The sequence below is a fragment of the Nocardia sp. GCM10030253 genome, assembly GCF_042675075.1.
Lineage (GTDB): Bacteria > Actinomycetota > Actinomycetes > Mycobacteriales > Mycobacteriaceae > Nocardia.
In genome coordinates this window covers 854,092-869,832 of the sequence record NZ_JBHTDL010000004.1, presented here as the reverse complement: position 1 = coordinate 869,832, position 15,741 = coordinate 854,092, and the positions used below count along the sequence as shown (strand labels likewise).

At 65.8% G+C, this 15,741-nt stretch carries 15 protein-coding genes; 10 read left to right on the top strand and 5 right to left on the bottom strand.

The genetic code is table 11. The features are described 5' to 3' along the window. Positions 1-11: 11 nt before the first annotated feature. Positions 12-1,370: a serine-threonine protein kinase gene (locus ACFQZZ_RS08125; protein WP_378676144.1), complete on the bottom strand. Its 1,359-nt coding sequence runs from the start codon at positions 1,368-1,370 to the stop codon at positions 12-14. 17 nt (positions 1,371-1,387) lie between these two features. Next, the gene (locus ACFQZZ_RS08120; protein WP_378676142.1) at positions 1,388-3,214 is read right to left on the bottom strand and encodes a S8 family serine peptidase; all 1,827 of its coding nucleotides are present in this window, start codon (positions 3,212-3,214) and stop codon (positions 1,388-1,390) included. A gap of 299 nt (positions 3,215-3,513) precedes the next feature. Here ACFQZZ_RS08120 and ACFQZZ_RS08115 point away from each other — a divergent pair, with 299 nt between their 5' ends. The 4 genes from ACFQZZ_RS08115 (at position 3,514) to ACFQZZ_RS08100 (ending at position 7,029) form a co-directional block, all read left to right on the top strand. Beyond that, the gene (locus ACFQZZ_RS08115) at positions 3,514-3,951 is read left to right on the top strand and encodes a hypothetical protein (protein WP_378676139.1); all 438 of its coding nucleotides are present in this window, start codon (positions 3,514-3,516) and stop codon (positions 3,949-3,951) included. A gap of 122 nt (positions 3,952-4,073) precedes the next feature. Beyond that, on the top strand, positions 4,074-4,883 hold the full coding sequence (locus ACFQZZ_RS08110; protein WP_378676137.1) for a DsbA family protein: 810 nt from the start codon (positions 4,074-4,076) through the stop codon (positions 4,881-4,883). Further along, on the top strand, positions 4,880-5,722 hold the full coding sequence (locus ACFQZZ_RS08105; protein ID WP_378676135.1) for a cytochrome c biogenesis CcdA family protein: 843 nt from the start codon (positions 4,880-4,882) through the stop codon (positions 5,720-5,722). Before ACFQZZ_RS08110 ends, ACFQZZ_RS08105 begins: the two co-directional genes overlap by 4 nt. A gap of 80 nt (positions 5,723-5,802) precedes the next feature. Further along, positions 5,803-7,029 carry a cytochrome P450 gene (locus ACFQZZ_RS08100; RefSeq protein WP_378676133.1) on the top strand — a complete coding sequence of 409 codons (1,227 nt, stop codon included), beginning with the start codon at positions 5,803-5,805 and terminating at the stop codon, positions 7,027-7,029. Positions 7,030-7,238: 209 nt separating this feature from the next. On the opposite strand, the gene ACFQZZ_RS08095 is transcribed toward ACFQZZ_RS08100, so the two are convergent. Both ACFQZZ_RS08095 and ACFQZZ_RS08090 read right to left on the bottom strand, forming a co-directional pair. Next, positions 7,239-8,240, bottom strand: a complete 1,002-nt coding sequence (locus ACFQZZ_RS08095; protein ID WP_378676130.1) for an aldo/keto reductase family protein — start codon at positions 8,238-8,240, stop codon at positions 7,239-7,241. An 85-nt stretch (positions 8,241-8,325) separates the two neighbouring features. After that, positions 8,326-9,132: an SAM-dependent methyltransferase gene (locus ACFQZZ_RS08090; RefSeq protein WP_378676128.1), complete on the bottom strand. Its 807-nt coding sequence runs from the start codon at positions 9,130-9,132 to the stop codon at positions 8,326-8,328. Positions 9,133-9,271: 139 nt separating this feature from the next. Here ACFQZZ_RS08090 and ACFQZZ_RS08085 point away from each other — a divergent pair, with 139 nt between their 5' ends. Further along, positions 9,272-11,443, top strand: a complete 2,172-nt coding sequence (locus ACFQZZ_RS08085; protein ID WP_378676125.1) for a putative bifunctional diguanylate cyclase/phosphodiesterase — start codon at positions 9,272-9,274, stop codon at positions 11,441-11,443. Here ACFQZZ_RS08085 and ACFQZZ_RS08080 read toward each other — a convergent pair. Further along, positions 11,437-11,685 carry a hypothetical protein gene (locus ACFQZZ_RS08080; protein WP_378676122.1) on the bottom strand — a complete coding sequence of 83 codons (249 nt, stop codon included), beginning with the start codon at positions 11,683-11,685 and terminating at the stop codon, positions 11,437-11,439. The genes ACFQZZ_RS08085 and ACFQZZ_RS08080 overlap by 7 nt on opposite strands. Positions 11,686-12,029: 344 nt before the next feature. Here ACFQZZ_RS08080 and ACFQZZ_RS08075 point away from each other — a divergent pair, with 344 nt between their 5' ends. The 5 genes from ACFQZZ_RS08075 to ACFQZZ_RS08055 all read left to right on the top strand — a co-directional run bounded on the left by ACFQZZ_RS08075 (position 12,030) and on the right by ACFQZZ_RS08055 (position 15,735). Beyond that, positions 12,030-12,251: a hypothetical protein gene (locus ACFQZZ_RS08075; RefSeq protein WP_378676119.1), complete on the top strand. Its 222-nt coding sequence runs from the start codon at positions 12,030-12,032 to the stop codon at positions 12,249-12,251. Beyond that, complete coding sequence (locus ACFQZZ_RS08070) at positions 12,251-13,546, top strand: hypothetical protein (RefSeq protein WP_378676116.1); 1,296 nt, start codon at positions 12,251-12,253, stop codon at positions 13,544-13,546. Before ACFQZZ_RS08075 ends, ACFQZZ_RS08070 begins: the two co-directional genes overlap by 1 nt. Before the next feature lie 393 nt (positions 13,547-13,939). Beyond that, complete coding sequence (locus ACFQZZ_RS08065; protein ID WP_378676113.1) at positions 13,940-14,230, top strand: hypothetical protein; 291 nt, start codon at positions 13,940-13,942, stop codon at positions 14,228-14,230. 20 nt (positions 14,231-14,250) lie between these two features. Continuing rightward, a complete protein-coding gene (locus tag ACFQZZ_RS08060) occupies positions 14,251-14,613 on the top strand; it encodes a cupin domain-containing protein (protein ID WP_378676111.1) in 363 nt (120 codons plus the stop codon). A gap of 99 nt (positions 14,614-14,712) precedes the next feature. Beyond that, positions 14,713-15,735 (top strand): class I SAM-dependent methyltransferase, encoded by a 1,023-nt coding sequence (locus ACFQZZ_RS08055; RefSeq protein WP_378676108.1) that lies wholly within the window; start codon positions 14,713-14,715, stop codon positions 15,733-15,735. Positions 15,736-15,741: the final 6 nt, after the last annotated feature.

Sequence of the window (15,741 nt, the reverse complement as noted above, 5' to 3'; positions counted from 1 at the left end):
TCGCCGGCCGGTCAGCCGACGAGTCCGCCCGCGGACACGACGACCCAGGCGAGCTCTGGGTGGATGATGTCGGAGTGGGCTCCCGACGGTGGCGAGCCCTTCTTCACGACGCGGGCCGCGTCGATGTTGACCAGCCTGCGCCCGGCGAAGTCGTATCGGGTTCCCACGTCGAGCAGCGCCAGGGCCGCTACGTCCGGCTGATGCCCGTCGTGGCCGATACCGCCCCAGCGGTAAGTCACGTCATCGAAGCCCGCCGCGTCCTCACGGCCGAGCATCGACGCCAGCGGATACAGCGTGCCGACCGCGGAGTCGTGCTCGGAGTAGCAGGCGGTGATCGGGCCGTCGACCCTCGCATCCTTCCCGTTCAACGCCCCGCTGCGACGCGCGTCGAACGGGAGCGACGCGGCGAAGGCGAAGTGGGAGAACGCACCCTGCAGCAGGGTGACCGAACGGACCGCGCTGTTCGCGGGCAGCCCGGCGAGTGCGTAGGACACTACGCGGGCGCCGAAACTGTGGCCGATCAAATTGATGCACAGGGCGGGTCTACGCGCGAGCAGCCGCCCGAGCAGTGGCCCGAGGCCTCGTTCGCCGATGGTGCCCGCGCGGTGCTTCATCTGGAAGTAGGTGAGTTGGCGGGCGGCCTCCTGCGCGCCGTGCCAGAGGCGGCCGAACGTATCGCCGAATCCGGCGGCGCCACCGGCGCCACCGGTCACGATGCCGAGCTCTTCGAGTTGGGTTGCGAAGCGGGAGAACAGATCCGCGTCCGGATCAGGCTGTGCGATGAAAGGCGGTTCGTCGGCCTGCTCGCCGTCGCCGTCGCCGTCACCGATGGTCGCGGCGGCGATCGTCTGGATGAGGTCGCGCGCGTGCTGCAGTGCCGCACGGTCATCGGGCCGTTTGACCAGGAGCTCGAGCAGTTCGTCGAGCGCCGCGCGCTGTTGATCCGGAAACGCCGCACGGATCATCGCCTGCATGTCCGCGTCCGGGGGTGCGGGCGGCGCGAATTCGGGCGCGGCGCCGAGTCCGGCCGCTCCCCCGCCGCCACCGAGATCGACGGCCGAGGCCGGGTCGAAATCGGGAATCGGTTCGTCGGACCAGCGGCTGGAAGGCCAGAAAACGCCGAGCAGCAGGATCTTCCGGTCCGGCACACCGTGTCCGGCGAGCAGCGGCGGCAGCTGCGCGTAGAAGGCTTCGTACAAGCGACTCGCAACGCTGGGCGTGTTGTTCCAGCCGTGACTGAAGACGAGCAGATCTGTCGGTTCGGTCGCGTCGAGTTCGGCGGCCAGCGCGCGCTCGCCGTCGGGGTCGACATCACCGTTCTCGTCGATCCTGAGCTCGAGCAGCGGCAGCCCGCCGATGTCCTTGGTCATTGTCTTTCTCCGATGTTCTAGACCGATTGCAGTGCGCGCATCAGGTCGACGAGACCGGCGCCCTCGAAATAGCGCTCCCGGCCGAGCGGGACAGCCGATTTCACGAAGATCGCCTTGACCTCGTCGGCCTGGGTGATGAACTCCGGACGCACCGAGAGGAATGCGGCGATCGCTCCGGATACATGCGGCGCCGCGAAGCTCGTGCCGGTGTCCGCGCCGTAACACGCGACGCCCGAAGCGACGTCGGTGATGCCCCACTTGGCCGCGGCTTTCCCGGTGGCGCAGGAGGTGATCCGCTCCCCAGGAGCGACCAGGTCGGGCTTGAGCCTGCCGTCGCCGGTCGGCCCCTTCGACGAGAAGTACGAAACACCATAGGTGTGTGGTGATTGACGGTGCGTCGAACCGACGGTGATAGCGCGTGCGGCGTTTCCCGGATCGTTGATCGTCATGGTGAGACCGACATTGGTCTGCCGTTCCCGCGCACTGAACCGGCCGTAGCCGGTGTTGCCCGCCGCGACGACGACAACCACCCCGGACCGGACCAATCGGTCGACCTCTTTGCACAGTGGGCTCTGCCCACAGGCGAACCATTCGGCATCGAATTCGTATCCCAAACTGATGTTGACGCCGTGGATCTTCGTCATTTTGTCGTTGTCGCCGTTGATTTCCCGGACATACCGCAGTGCGGCCATCACCGAGATCATGTCGGACGTGCCTTCGGAGCGCAGCACCTTCAGACTGACCAGGTGCGCCTGCGGCGCCATACCGGAAACCGCTGCGGGTTCGACCTTTCGGAATCCGCGTAGTGGCCGTGGGTCGTCGGGCTCGGTGTACTGCTGGGTGACCACCTGAATGTTCTCTTCGGGGAAGGCATTCGGGAGGTAGCCCGCGATAATTCCGGCGACGTGGGTACCGTGCCCCAAACCATCCGTCAGCGCCGCATCGGCGGTCTCCGGGCCCGGATTCACCGATTGGGTGAAGTCGCGGTGCAATGGAAAGACATCATCGGCGAGCACGGTTTTTCCGGCATCGAAATGCGGATGCGTCCGATCGATCCCGGAATCAACCACCGCCCAGCGGATTCCGCGCCCGCACGCGTCGAACGCGCGCCGCGCCGCGTCGGCCTTGACAGTGCGTGCCGACACATCGATCAGCGGCTTGACCGGGAAATTGGGCCAGATGCGATGGATCACGTTCTGCCCGTGATTATTCTGTCGCTCGTCGTGATCGAGCTCGACCAGCCGCTTGACCTGCCGCATCGACATCCTGGCCCCCACGTACTCGTCGAACAGCTCGACCGCGGCGGGCTTGCGCTCGCCATGGTTGAGCTGGTGGAGCAGTCGGGTCAGCGCGGCGGTCGCCGCCTGCAGCCCACCGAGGTAGCCGACATTCAACTCGATGACGACCGACAGCCGCTGGCCGTCGTCGCTCGGCTGATCGAGCACCCGTGCTCGCACATCCGGATCGAGCAGTGGCCTGGTGATCACACTGTGCTGAATGGGGTTTCGCTGGTCCGGACTCTGCGTGACGGAAGGCAGTTCCGGGTTGGTCAGTCGTCGCCGTGCTTCTTGGGCGGCGTCTTTACCGGATTCGGTGATGCGCCACTGATGGCGGTTCGACAGGACGAAACCCTCGTCGCCGAGATAACGCCGCGCGGAATAGACCCGCGACTGCCATCGCACGAAATTCTCGCGCGCCGGGTCCGGTTGTCGATCTTCCTCGGTGGGATGGAACTCGGGCATCGCCTCGATCAGATCGATCACATGCTCCGGGGTTCCTTGTTGCACATCCTGCAGCGCAACGAGAATCAGGTCTCCGAGGTCGGGGATCGGAGTGAGTGCCATGCGCGTCTCCTTACCTCAGCGCGCGTCCCGGCGAAGGTCGTGCTGCCCATCGCGCACCGTCGCCGAGATTTCGCGCTACCCCACTGAAGGTAGAACCGCGGCGCCGCAATAACACGGGTAGTCCATTACTCGTCCTCACCTGCGCAGACACGACTTCATTGGAGTACTGGAAGCACCCTTGACGACCATCCGGCCGGGAGCGGACCGCCCGGAGCGGACTGATGGGTAGACATAGCGAGTCGAGCCCGACGCTACGCCGTAGTTGCCGCTGGACGACACCGATCCGGTATGGTGCGGCCGTGACCGCCCTTCCCGACGCGCCGCTTCGTCGGCGCCGTCAGCAGCGCTGCGGTGCGCTGCTCGTCGGTGTGCTCGCCGTACTCGGGCTCGTTGTCGGTCTGATCACCGGAAGCACTCTGTCGCAAGAGGTGTCGACCACCGAAACGTCGCAGGTATCCGGTGGATCCGAAGCCTTCCCGCTGCCGGACCCGGACGCGTCGGCGCAGCCGGATTCCATCCACGGGCCACCGCGCTGCGGCGGAAACGGGCGTATCGGCGCCACCGAGGCAGTGCCGGTCATCGTCCCGCCGCGGGATGGCGGGCAGCTTCCGGTCGCACTGCGCGGTGCGCGTCTCACGGCGATCCCCGCGTGCTGGTACCCATCGGCCGATGAGCGGCATGGAACCGTCGACCGGCCTCTGCCTGCCCCGCACCTGACGACGGTGTTGCGGATTTAGAGGGTCCACGCCGGGCCCCTGCCCGGACTCGTTCCGGAATCTCCGTCCTGGTCCCGTCATGCCCCCATCCGTAGTCCACGCCTGCCCCGCACCGGGAGCGGGCCGTCAGGAGCACCCGAAAAATGTCACGTCGATCCAACTCCGCACGCCCCCGTAGATCTCCGAACGCGACCGAGCCTGCCGCCGAAACCACCTCGCGGACGCGCACGATCGCCGCCGCGCTGGCCCTTGTCGCGGCGGGCGGTCTGGTGATCGCCGCCGTCGTACTGACCGGCGGCAAGGATTCCGATAGCGGCCGCACCGGCGACAGCACGCCGGTGGCGTCCGACGCCAACGCGCAATTCCGCGAACTGGCCAAGCTTGCCCGGCGTGACCAGCAGGACCCGCTGGCACTGGGATCAGTGAACGCGCCCGTCGTCATGATCGAGTACTCCGACTTCCAGTGCTCGTTCTGCCGCCTGTTCACCGAGAACACCGAACCCGCGCTGATCGAGAAGTATGTCGAGGCCGGTGCACTGCGAATCGAGTGGCGCAACTTCCCGATCTTCGGTGCGGAGTCCGCGGACGCCGCGCGGGCAGCCTGGGCCGCCGGGCAGCAAGGCAAGTTCTGGGAATTCCGCAAGGCGGTCTACGACAGCACGCCGAAGAAGAACAGCGGGACACTGACCCCCGACAAGCTGGCCGAATTCGCCGAGCTGGCCGGGGTGCCGGACATGGCCAGGTTCCGTGCCGACCAGAGCTCGGACGCCGCGCGGACGGCGCTGCGCACCGACACCAACGAAGGTTTCGATCTCGGTATCACCTCGACGCCCGCGTTCCTGATCAACGGCAGGCCGGTCCTCGGCGCCCAGCAGGTCGAACAGTTCGTCGCCATTATCGAGGCCGCTCAACAGAGCGCGATGCGCGACGGCGGCAAGGACCTCGGGAAATGACCGGCGGCATCGGCTATTTCGCCGCTTTCCTCGGTGGACTACTGGCCCTGTTGAGCCCGTGCAGCGCGCTGCTGCTGCCCAGCTTCTTCGCCTACTCTTTCAGCTCGCGCGGAAAGCTGTTCGCCCGCACCGGATTGTTCTATCTCGGACTCGCCACCACCCTGGTCCCACTCGGCGCTGCCGGGTCGTTCGCGGGTCGGCTCTTCATCGGCCACCGTGACCTGCTGATCGCCATCGGAGGGTGGACCATCATCGCGATGGGCGTGCTGCAAATCTTCGGCCGCGGGTTCGCGGCGGGTTTCGCGCAGCGCGCCGCCGCCCGTCGCGGGCGGCCTGAGCAGGCCGGGGCGGTCTACGTGCTCGGCATGGTCTACGGAATGGCCGGATTCTGCGCGGGGCCGATCCTCGGGTCGATCCTCACGGTGGCGGCCGTCGGCGGCTCCCCGATCAATGGCGGGCTTTTGCTCGCCGTCTACGCATTGGGGATGTCGGTGCCGCTGTTTCTGCTGGCCTTGCTCTGGGACCGTTTCGATCTCGGCAGTAGGCGCTGGCTGCGCGGTCGCGGTTTCATCGTTGGGCCGTTGCGCCTGCACACCACGTCCACCGTCTCCGGACTCTTCTTCATCCTGCTCGGCGCACTATTCCTGTTGTTCGACGGAGCCTCGGCGCTGCCCGGAGTACTCGGCGCCGATACCGAATTCGCCCTCGAGGACAGGGTGCGACATTTCGGCGACGCAGTGTCCGACACTACGGTGCTGCTGTTGCTCGGCGCCACCGCGATGGTGGGTTCGGCGTGGTGGCTGCTGCGCGGCGGTAGACCAACCCGGAGTCGGCAATAAGGCCGTCCGAACCGCTCCGCCCCGGCCCTCTCCCGTGCTTGAATTGACGTCTAGAACGCGTTCCAGTCTGGGAGGTGGCCATGGCCACACCGTCGATACCCGCGGGCTTCGATTTCACCGATCCCGATCTGTGGGCGACACGCAGACCGGTCGAGGAGTTCGCCGAGCTGCGGCGAACCGCGCCGGTCTGGTGGAATGCGCAGCCGATGGGCGTGAGCGGGTTCGACGACGGCGGCTACTGGGTGGTCACCAAACTCGAAGATATCAAAGAGATTTCGCGACATCCGGAGGTCTTCTCCTCGACCGAGAACACCGCGATCATCCGCTATCAGCCGCAGATCACCCGCGAACAGATCGAAGTGCAGCGGGTGATCATGCTGAATATGGACCCGCCTGCGCACACCAAGAGCCGCCGCATCGTGTCGAAGGGCTTCACGCCGCGTGCGGTGGAGAGCCTGCGGCGCGCGCTCACCGAACGGGCCGCGACTATCGTCGCCGACGCGAAGAAAAACGGCAGCGGCGATTTTGTCGAGCTGGTCGCTTCCGAGCTACCGCTGCAGGCCATTGCCGAACTACTGGGTGTCCCGCAGCAGGACCGCAAGAAGCTGTTCAATTGGTCGAATCAGATGATCGGAGCCGATGATCCGGAATTCGCGGGTGACTCGGCCACCGCGCAGCTCGAATTGTCCGGCTACGCCTGGAATTTGGCCGAGGAGCGGCGCAAATGCCCGGCCGACGACATCGTCACCGCGCTGGTCAATGCCGATATCGATGGCGAGCACCTCAGCTCGTCGGAATTCGCCTTCTTCGTCATCCTGCTCTCGGTGGCCGGCAACGAAACCACCCGCAATTCCATTACCCACGGCATGAAGGCCTTCGTCGACCACCCCGATCAGTGGCAGCTCTATCGCGAGCGTCGCCCGCGCACCGCGCCCGACGAGATCGTGCGATGGGCGACGCCGGTCGCCGCCTTCCAGCGCACCGCGACCAGGGATGTCGAGCTCGGCGGCCAGGCGATCGAGAAGGGCCAGCGAGTCGGAATGTTCTACAGCTCGGCCAATTTCGACGAGACAGCCTTCGACGATCCGTTCACCTTCGATGTGCTGCGCGACCCCAATCCGCACGTCGGATTCGGCGGCGCCGGAACGCACTACTGCCTCGGCGCGAACCTGGCCCGACTGGAGATCGACCTGATGTTCAACGCCATCGCCGACGCCATGCCCGATATCAGCCAGGTCGCCGAACCAGAGCTGCTGCGCTCGGGCTGGCTCAACGGGATCAAGCGCTGGGAAGTGCGGTTCGAATAGTCCCGAGCTCAGCCGAGATCGATGCCGACGATCGGCGTGCTGGTCGGCTGCGCCGAGCCGCCTGCCGGTTCGATCGTGACCGCGAGCTTTTCGCCTGCCGCGAACCGGGTCACCAACGGCGGACCGGTGACGAGCAGCTGCTCCAGTACCCGGCAACACGCCTCGCCGCCGAGGTATTGCCGCAGGTCGACTGACCGAGCAGGTGGGGGTCAGGTGTTGTTGGCCGGATAGCCCGCGGTGAGCCGTGGGTCGCGTTCGACGACGGGTTCGAGGACCTCATCGATGGCTTTCCGCAGGTCGGTGTCGAGTCGGGTGCCTGCGGCGGCGGCGTTCTCGGTGACCTGCTCGGGACGCGATGCGCCGATGATGGCGGCGCAGACGCCTGGGTTCTGCAGTACCCAGGCCACGGCGAGCTGAGCGAGCGACAAGCCTGCCTCATCGGCGAGCGGTCGCAGCAGTTGGACGCGTTCGAGTACTTCGTCGCGCAGGAAGCGACCGACGAAGGTGGCTCCGCCCTTTTCGTCGGTGGCCCGCGACCCTTCGGGCGGTGGCTGGCCCGGCTGATATTTTCCGGTGAGCACGCCCTGCAGAATCGGCGACCAGACGATCTGCCCGATACCCAATTGCTCGGAGGCCGGAAGCACTTCGGCTTCGATGACGCGCCAGATCGCGTTGTACTGGGGCTGATTGGAGATCAGCGGGATCCGCAATTCACGGGCCAGCTGATGCCCGGCGCGCAGCTGGTCGGCAGTCCACTCCGAAACGCCGATGTAGAGCGCTTTGCCGGAGCGGACCACGTCGGCGAAGGCCTCCATGGTCTCCTCGAGCGGAGTGGAGTGGTCGTATCGGTGTGCCTGGTAGAGATCGACGTAGTCGGTGCGCAGCCGACGCAGCGAGGCGTCCACCGATTCCAGGATGTGCTTGCGCCCCAGCCCATTATCGTTCTCACCCGTCCCGGTCGGGAAGTACACCTTGGTGAAGATTTCCAGCCCCGATCGGCGCTCGCCTTCCAGCGCGCGCCCCATGATGTCCTCGGCGCGGGTGCCCGCATAGGCATCGGCGGTGTCGAAGGTGGTGATACCGACGTCCAGCGCAGCGCGGATGCAGGCCTTCGCCGCGTCCGCCTCCACCTGGGATCCGTGCGTCAGCCAGTTCCCGTAGGCGATCTCGCTGATCGTCAGGCCGCTGCGGCCGAGCCTGCGGTATTCCATCGGTGCTCCTCGGGTCTGGAGGGCGGTACCTGGGGCGACGGGTCACGTCAGCTTCCGAGGATAGGCGCCGTCCACGGCCGGGAGTTCAGTGCTTGCGCGCCACACCCCCGTAGGCGCCGGATTGTTCGGGATGGGCGCCGATGTCGTCCGGGTTGTCGGGCCGCCACAGCGGCAGGTGGACGAGTCCGGGTTCGACCAGCGACCAACCGTCGAAGTAGGCGGCGATCTCGTCCTTGGAGCGCAGCACGATCTCTGTCGACGTACGGCCGGAGAGTTTCTGTGCCTCGAGCACCTCGGTGGGTTGCCCGTCCGACGTGGCGTGCGTGATGGCGAGGAAGCTACCTGGAGCGACCGCGTCCCGCAGACCGGCTACGCAGCCGAGCGGGTCGGCCTCGTCCGACACGAAATGGAGCACGCCGAGCAGCAGGACCGCGACCGGCTCGGCGAAGTCGATCAACTTCGCTACCTGCGGATCGGCCAGAATGGCATCGGGCTGAGCGATGTCGGCCTGGATGACCGCGGTGCGTGCGTCACCGTCGAGGATCGCCTGGCTGTGCGCGACCGCGACCGGGTCGATATCGACGTAGACCACCCGCGCCGACGGGTCGCGTCCCTGGGCGACTTCGTGCACGTTGCCGACGGTCGGGATCCCGGAACCGATGTCGAGGAACTGGTTGATTCCCGCGTCGACGAGGAAGCGCACGCAGCGGCGCAGCAGATCCCGGTTCGCGCGCATGGTTTCGGCGACGTTCGGGGTGAATGCCTCGATCTGCCGTGCGAGCTGCCGGTCGATCTCGAAGTTGTGCATGCCGCCGACGAAATAGTCGTAGACGCGCGACGCGCTCGGACGGTCCAGATCAATACCCTCGGGAGCCCAACTCGGTCTGGTCATGGAGTATGAAATCCTTTCGTACCGCACAGATTTCAGCTGCACCCGCACATCGAGGACGGAGGCGCCGCCATAGTATCCCAGCGCTGCGCACCATGCTGTAGTTCACGCGCGGCCTGCTGCGGCGGTAAGATCAGACCCCATGGGTTGGGATGCCGGGCCCGGGCCAGCTTCCGACGGCCCGCACGCCTTGGCCGGCCGCTGGACGGCCGCACTCACGGGTGGGGCTCGTGACCACGTGGTGCCGATGAGCGCGGAGGAAACGCGCCTATTGCTGACCGAACTGGCCGGTGAGTTCGAGGCCGCCGCCCACACTCCGGAACCGACAGCTCGGATCGCCGAGCTCGGGGCAGAGCTCGCTCGATCGCATTTCGTCGGGGACGAGGTGCTCGGCCGCAGTATCGCAGTACTCGGAGGACATTTCGGTGCGGCGGGCGGAATACCGCCCGATCGCCTCGCCGACCTGCTCGGGGCGTTCGCGAGCGGCTACATCCGAACCTTCCGCGGCTGGCTGCTCGCCGAGCAGGAAAGCGTACGAGCCGCCGAGATCGTCGCAAGGCGCAGCGTCGAGCAACAGCTGCGGGCCAGCGAGGCGCGGTTGCGCGCGGTGTTCACCCAGGCCGGAATCGGTACCGGGCTTTCGGATCTGACCGGCCGGATCATCGAGGTCAACACCGCATTCGCCGCCATGCTCGGCTATCTGCCCACCGAAATGTGCGAGCTCTCGGTCACCGATCTGGTGCACCCCGACGACGATCGCGGCATGTGGGATCTCTACGTGGCGCTGCTGCGGGGTGACCACGACAACGTGCAACTGGAGAAGGCCTACCTACATCGCGACGGCCACACGGTGTGGACCAATCTCAACGTCTCACTCATCCGTGACGAGCACGGTGACCCGCAATACACGCTGGTGTTGGTGGAAGACATCTCCGAATGGCGCGCGCTGCGGGAACGGCTGAATTATCGCGCCCACCATGATCAATTGACCGGTCTGCCGAACCGGTCCCGCTTCATCGACGCGCTCGCCGCCGCGTTTGCCGACACCACCGCCACCTTCGGACTCTGCTACGTCGACCTCGACCATTTCAAATTCGTCAACGACACCTTCGGGCACGCGATCGGCGACGCACTGCTCGTGCAGGCCGCCGCCCGCCTGAGCGCCTGCGCCACCCGACCCGGTCAGCTCGTGGCCCGCATGGGCGGCGACGAATTCGTCATCCTCGTCCCACAATCCGCCGACGGCGACGACGTGGCCGAGTTCGCCCAGACCGTGCTCGATGCCTTCGCCCGGCCGTTCGACGTCCACGGCCACCACCTGTCCGTCACCACCAGCATCGGTGTGATGGAAGGCCGCGCCGAACACACCAGCGCCGACGAACTCCTCCAAGCCGCCGACACCACGATGTACTGGGCCAAGGCCGCTGGGCGCGGCCGCTACGCGGTGTTCGACGCCGACCGGGGCAGGCGCGAGCACACCCGCACCGAGCTGTCGGCGGCCATGCCCGCCGCGCTGACCCGTGGCGAACTCTTCCTCGACTACCAACCGATCGTCGCCCTGGCCGACCAGCGGATGGTTGCGGTGGAAGCCCTGGTGCGCTGGCGGCATCCGGACCTCGGCGTGCTCACCCCGGCCCAGTTCGTCGACCTCGCCGAGGACAACGGCCACATCGGCGCGCTGGGCGCGCTCGTCCTCGAACGCGCCTGCCGCGACAGCCACCACTGGCACGACCGCTACCCCGACCGCGCACCGACCGTCAGCGTCAATGTCTCCGCCGCCGAAGTGGCCGACCCCACCTGGCTGGACCGGGTACAACACGTCATCGCCGACACCGGAATCCCCCCGGGCAGCCTGCAACTCGAGCTGACCGAACGGGCGTTCATGCAGACCAGCGGGCGGCCACTGGAGGCACTGCGCACGCTCGCCGCGCTCGGTGTCCACATCGCGATCGACGATTTCGGCACCGGCTACTCCAATTTGGCGTACCTCAGCCAACTTCCACTCGACGTGATCAAACTCGCCGGCCCGTTCGTCCACCGCATCCGCACCCCCGACGCGGTCAGCCCCACCGATGTACTCGTTCTCGAATCGATCATCGAACTCAGTCACGCGCTCGGATTCACCGTCACCGCCGAATGCGTCGAAACCCGCTACCAAGCCAACCGTCTCCACGACCTCGGCTGCGACACCGCCCAAGGCTGGCTGTTTCATCGGCCCATGCCCATCGACCGGGTGACCGACCTGCTCGCAGGCCGGTCACCCGCACCACCGCAGCGTGCGGCCCGCTCTCGAGCCGCACCAACGGGTCAGTAGTTCAGGACGATATCTCCCGCAGGCGAACCCACGCCCGGCGTGGTGTTGAGCACCGTGACAGCGGCGCCGTTGACCGCGACCGTCACGCCGCCCGCGACACCAGGCGCGTGGGGTACCGCGGCCCCGCCGCCGAGGGTGACACTGAAGGTCCCCGCCGTCGGCGTGGTGACCACTAGACTGCCGGCGAGCACGCCTGCTCCGAAATTCGCGTTCTGACCTGGTGCGAGAACTGTTCCGGGCATTACTTGACTCCACGAAACTTATTGGAAATAGGGTTAGCTCGCCAAACCCATTGGGGTGGCGATGATTTCGCTGCCGATCACTGACAGCAACCTTGATGCGCAACCCAAATCGTACGCCGAATGCCATTCCGCCACACGCACTTTCGGCGGCCCAAAGCGCGCCATAGCGGTCGGTCGGTTCGCTATCCTGACGGGTGGGCAACCAGCGAGAGCTCGCCCTGCGGACCACATTCCGGTGCCTCGATTTGCAACCTTCGCAGTGGAACGCACGGCCACGCCTATGATTCAACGACGGTCTCCGCGGGTAATCCGGGCTGCCGGAGGCAAGCACAACAAGGAGCAGCATGAACGTCAGAACCGAGCTCGAACACGAACTACGCGGCCCGTTGTCGACGCTCGATCTACTCTCCGATCAGGAGGCCGCCGACCTGCTGATGTTGTTCCGCGGGGCCAGGCAACGAGAGACGGATGCACTGTCGGAGTCCATCGACATGGTGGTCGGGTCACTACCCCGGCCGCTGCGCGGACCGGCGAAACGGATCATGTTCGGGGACCGCCGCCACTAATGAGCGACCTGGTAATCCGCGCCCAGATCATGCTGCTGGCGCGCACACTGCATGTACCCGCGGAGCGACTGGCGCACCTGGAACGGCTCGGCGCCGCGCACCTGCACGAGTTGCAACAACGCATGGCGGGCATCATCTTCGATCAGCACGCCGAAACATTCCACCGAATCAGCAAGCTGGTACCGATCATTCCGCTCGGCATCTCGATGCCGTTGGTCCAGCGGATCGTGCCACCGATGATGACGGGCCGCGCCGCGGGCGCCATCGGCGTCGTGTATCCGAAGAAAGCGGCCGAGACGGTCTCCTTGCTCGGCACGTCGTACGCGGCGGACTGTGCACCGTATATGGATCCGCGTACCGTCGGCCAGATCGCCGACGTTGCGCCACCCGAACCCATCGTGCACGTCCTCAACGAGGTATTGCGGCGCAGGGACTTCATCACGGCCGGGCCGTTTCTCGCCTATGCCACACCGGCATTGATCGATGCCATCGAGCAGGGCGTGCACGACGACGAGGGCCTGATCTTCTCCGCCGGGTACGCCTTCTCCGCGGAGGCCGTCAGCGCCATCCTGCGCCGGCTGCTCACCGGACAGTGGCAACGGATTCCGCGGATCGTCCATACCGTGCTCGTCGGGTCGTCGAGTCTCCAACTCGCGGCCCTTTCCGCGTTCGCACGCTGCGACGCGGACGTGGTCACCGAGATCGGCGACATCATGTTCACCATCGGTTCCACCGAATCCATCAGCAACCTCATCGTCACCGCCATCCACGTGGGAGCGATACCGGAGCTGCTCACGTTCACCGACCACCTCAGCCCAACGGCGGTGCAGCAGATGGCCGCGAATCCGATCGTGGGCAACGACGCGGCACTCGGCGCAATCATCGGCGCCCTCGACGGCCGCTCCGAGCCCACTATCTGGCGCGGGCTGTTCCGGCTGCTGGGGCAGGTCGGTGCCGACACCCAGCGACGGGCCGCGCGGTTGCTCGCGGATATGTCCGACCCGGCGGTGGCCGCATTGCCCTCCCTCGCTACCGAAGCCCACCTGTGGCCGATGCTGCTGCCGGTACTCGCGGCCGCCGATGTCGACGTACACACCCGCATCGGCGCGATCTGGGCAACGCTGCCACCGGAACGCCGAGCGGGCCTGGAATGGCGCATCCACGAACTCCAACTCGACACCCCGCTGGCAGCTATGACGAACGTGATTCCATCGATGTCGGTGGAGGAGGTGTTCTTCCGGCGGCGCCAGATGGGGCGTCGGCGCGGCCCCGTCGACAGTTGGGATCTGCGCTGATCCAGGGCGCAATCGGGCATCGGCTGGCACCCTCCATACTTGGATGGCCCTCGCAGCTACCTTGCAGCTGACACACCCCCTGGGTATGCTGTGATGCGCGTCACATCCAGGTGCGTCGAGTGGTAAGCAGCTTTCCGACAGCACCGCGGGCGGGGTGAGTGTCGCACCGAGAACGGACGATACAGACGGCGTCCGGAACTGTTTGTCGAGTCGACCTCGTAGAGCGGTGGCGTGCGATGGCAGCAACAACACAGCGTCTGTCTCCAACGAACGTCGCCGCAGCCTTTGCTGCCTCTAGCCACCGACGCCGGTCGAGTCCGGGATCACGCAAGTCGTCCCGATGCGGCGGATTCCCTTCAGCACACCGAAACCAGATGCAAGGAGATGGATGAAATGGCCGTTGCGATTGAGCTCACCTTTACCGGTGCGACGTTGGCACAGTACGACCAGGTAGTCGCGAAGATGGGACTTCAGCCGGGAGGACCAGGCCCTTCGGGCGCACTCTTTCATTGGGTAACGAAGACCGACAACGGATTCCGGGTCACCGACGTATGGAAGACCGCCGAAATGTTCCAGGTGTTTTCGGACGAGAAGATCGGACCCATCACCAAGGAAGTCGGCATGGACACCCCACCAGAGATTCGCACGTACGAGGTCCACAACTACCTCACCGCCGGCGACTAGCTTCCCGAGGAGAACAAGCCATGTCCGGTCTAGTGCGCAAGAATTTCGATTCGCCCGAAGAGACCCGCACTTTCGAGCAGGGCAAGGGCAAACTCGATCTCGTCAACCTCGACAACTGCCCGGTAGGTCGCGCGGTCTTCGAACCCGGTTGGCGGTGGTCGGTTCATGTCAAGCCGATCGTCAAGAGCGACAGCTGTCAGGCGTCCCACACGGGCTACTGCGTCTCGGGCCGGATGGTGGTGGCCATGGACGACGGCGAGCAACAGGAATACGGGCCCGGCGACTTCATGATCGCCCCACCCGGCCATGACGCGTGGATCGTCGGAGACGAACCCTGCGTCATGATCGACTGGCAGGGCTTCGCCGACTACGCCAAACGATGAGATGCCATGTCGGACCGCGCACAAACTTTCACGACAGATTGCCCCGCGCCCATCGACGATTCGGAATTCGCCACGCGCGCAGAGGCTTTCGGTGGTCGGATGCTGGAGGTTCTCAACGACGGATTTCTGACCCTCATGATCAGCATCGGTCACCAGACCGGCCTCTTCGATGCGATGAGCTCATTGCCTCCCGCAACGAGCGCGGATATTGCGCGGGCCGCGAATATGAATGAGCGGTATGTGCGCGAATGGCTGGCCGCGCTCACGGTCGGAAAGGTCGTCGAGTACAGCCCCGACGACCACACGTTCGTGCTGCCGCCCGCGCACGCCGCGGCATTGACCAGGGCGGCCGGTCCCGACAATATCGCGGCCTTCGCGCAGTACATTCCCCTGGCCGCGAGTGTCGAGCCCGAGATCGTCGATTGTTTCCAGCACGGAGGCGGCGTCCCGTACTCGAAGTTCGGCCGATTTCAGCAAGTCATGAAGGAGGAAAGCGCGGCGATTCATGACGCCGCACTGATCGACGTCACGATCACTCTTGTCCCCGGACTTCCCGAGCGGCTACGCCAGGGCATCGAGGTCGCCGATGTGGGCTGTGGCAGCGGGCACGCCATCAACCTGCTCGCCCGGGAGTTCCCAAGCAGCAGGTTCGTCGGTTACGACTTTTCGGAGGAGGGTGTCGCGGCCGGCCGCGCGGAGGCGCAGGCGATGGGGCTGGCCAACGCGAGTTTCGAGGTTCGCGACGTCACAAATCTCGCAGTCACCAGCAGGTTCGACCTGATCACCGCGTTCGATGCGATCCATGATCAGGCCCACCCGGCGCAGGTTCTGCGCAGCATTGCCACGGCGCTGAAAGATGACGGCACCTTCCTGATGGTGGACATTCAGGCCTCCAGCAACCTGGAGGAGAACATGGACCATCCGCTGGGACCAGGGATGTACGCCATCTCCACGATGCACTGTATGACAGTGTCTTTGGCGCTCGGCGGTGAAGGTCTCGGGACCATGTGGGGTGAGCAAGTCGCGACCCGCATGCTGGGCGATGCGGGGTTCGCCTCCATCGACGTCCAGCATATCGACGCCGATATCTTCAACAGCTACTACATCGCGAAGAAGACTTGACGGGCA

Coding starts and splice junctions, on each gene's coding strand:
- ACFQZZ_RS08125 (WP_378676144.1), bottom strand. CDS start 1,370: ATGACCAAGGACATCGGCGGGCTGCCGCTGCTCGAGCTCAGGATCGAC.
- ACFQZZ_RS08120 (WP_378676142.1), bottom strand. CDS start 3,214: ATGGCACTCACTCCGATCCCCGACCTCGGAGACCTGATTCTCGTTGCG.
- ACFQZZ_RS08110 (WP_378676137.1), top strand. CDS start 4,074: ATGTCACGTCGATCCAACTCCGCACGCCCCCGTAGATCTCCGAACGCG.
- ACFQZZ_RS08105 (WP_378676135.1), top strand. CDS start 4,880: ATGACCGGCGGCATCGGCTATTTCGCCGCTTTCCTCGGTGGACTACTG.
- ACFQZZ_RS08100 (WP_378676133.1), top strand. CDS start 5,803: ATGGCCACACCGTCGATACCCGCGGGCTTCGATTTCACCGATCCCGAT.
- ACFQZZ_RS08095 (WP_378676130.1), bottom strand. CDS start 8,240: ATGGAATACCGCAGGCTCGGCCGCAGCGGCCTGACGATCAGCGAGATC.
- ACFQZZ_RS08090 (WP_378676128.1), bottom strand. CDS start 9,132: ATGACCAGACCGAGTTGGGCTCCCGAGGGTATTGATCTGGACCGTCCG.
- ACFQZZ_RS08085 (WP_378676125.1), top strand. CDS start 9,272: ATGGGTTGGGATGCCGGGCCCGGGCCAGCTTCCGACGGCCCGCACGCC.
- ACFQZZ_RS08080 (WP_378676122.1), bottom strand. CDS start 11,685: ATGCCCGGAACAGTTCTCGCACCAGGTCAGAACGCGAATTTCGGAGCA.
- ACFQZZ_RS08075 (WP_378676119.1), top strand. CDS start 12,030: ATGAACGTCAGAACCGAGCTCGAACACGAACTACGCGGCCCGTTGTCG.
- ACFQZZ_RS08070 (WP_378676116.1), top strand. CDS start 12,251: ATGAGCGACCTGGTAATCCGCGCCCAGATCATGCTGCTGGCGCGCACA.
- ACFQZZ_RS08065 (WP_378676113.1), top strand. CDS start 13,940: ATGGCCGTTGCGATTGAGCTCACCTTTACCGGTGCGACGTTGGCACAG.
- ACFQZZ_RS08060 (WP_378676111.1), top strand. CDS start 14,251: ATGTCCGGTCTAGTGCGCAAGAATTTCGATTCGCCCGAAGAGACCCGC.
- ACFQZZ_RS08055 (WP_378676108.1), top strand. CDS start 14,713: ATGCTGGAGGTTCTCAACGACGGATTTCTGACCCTCATGATCAGCATC.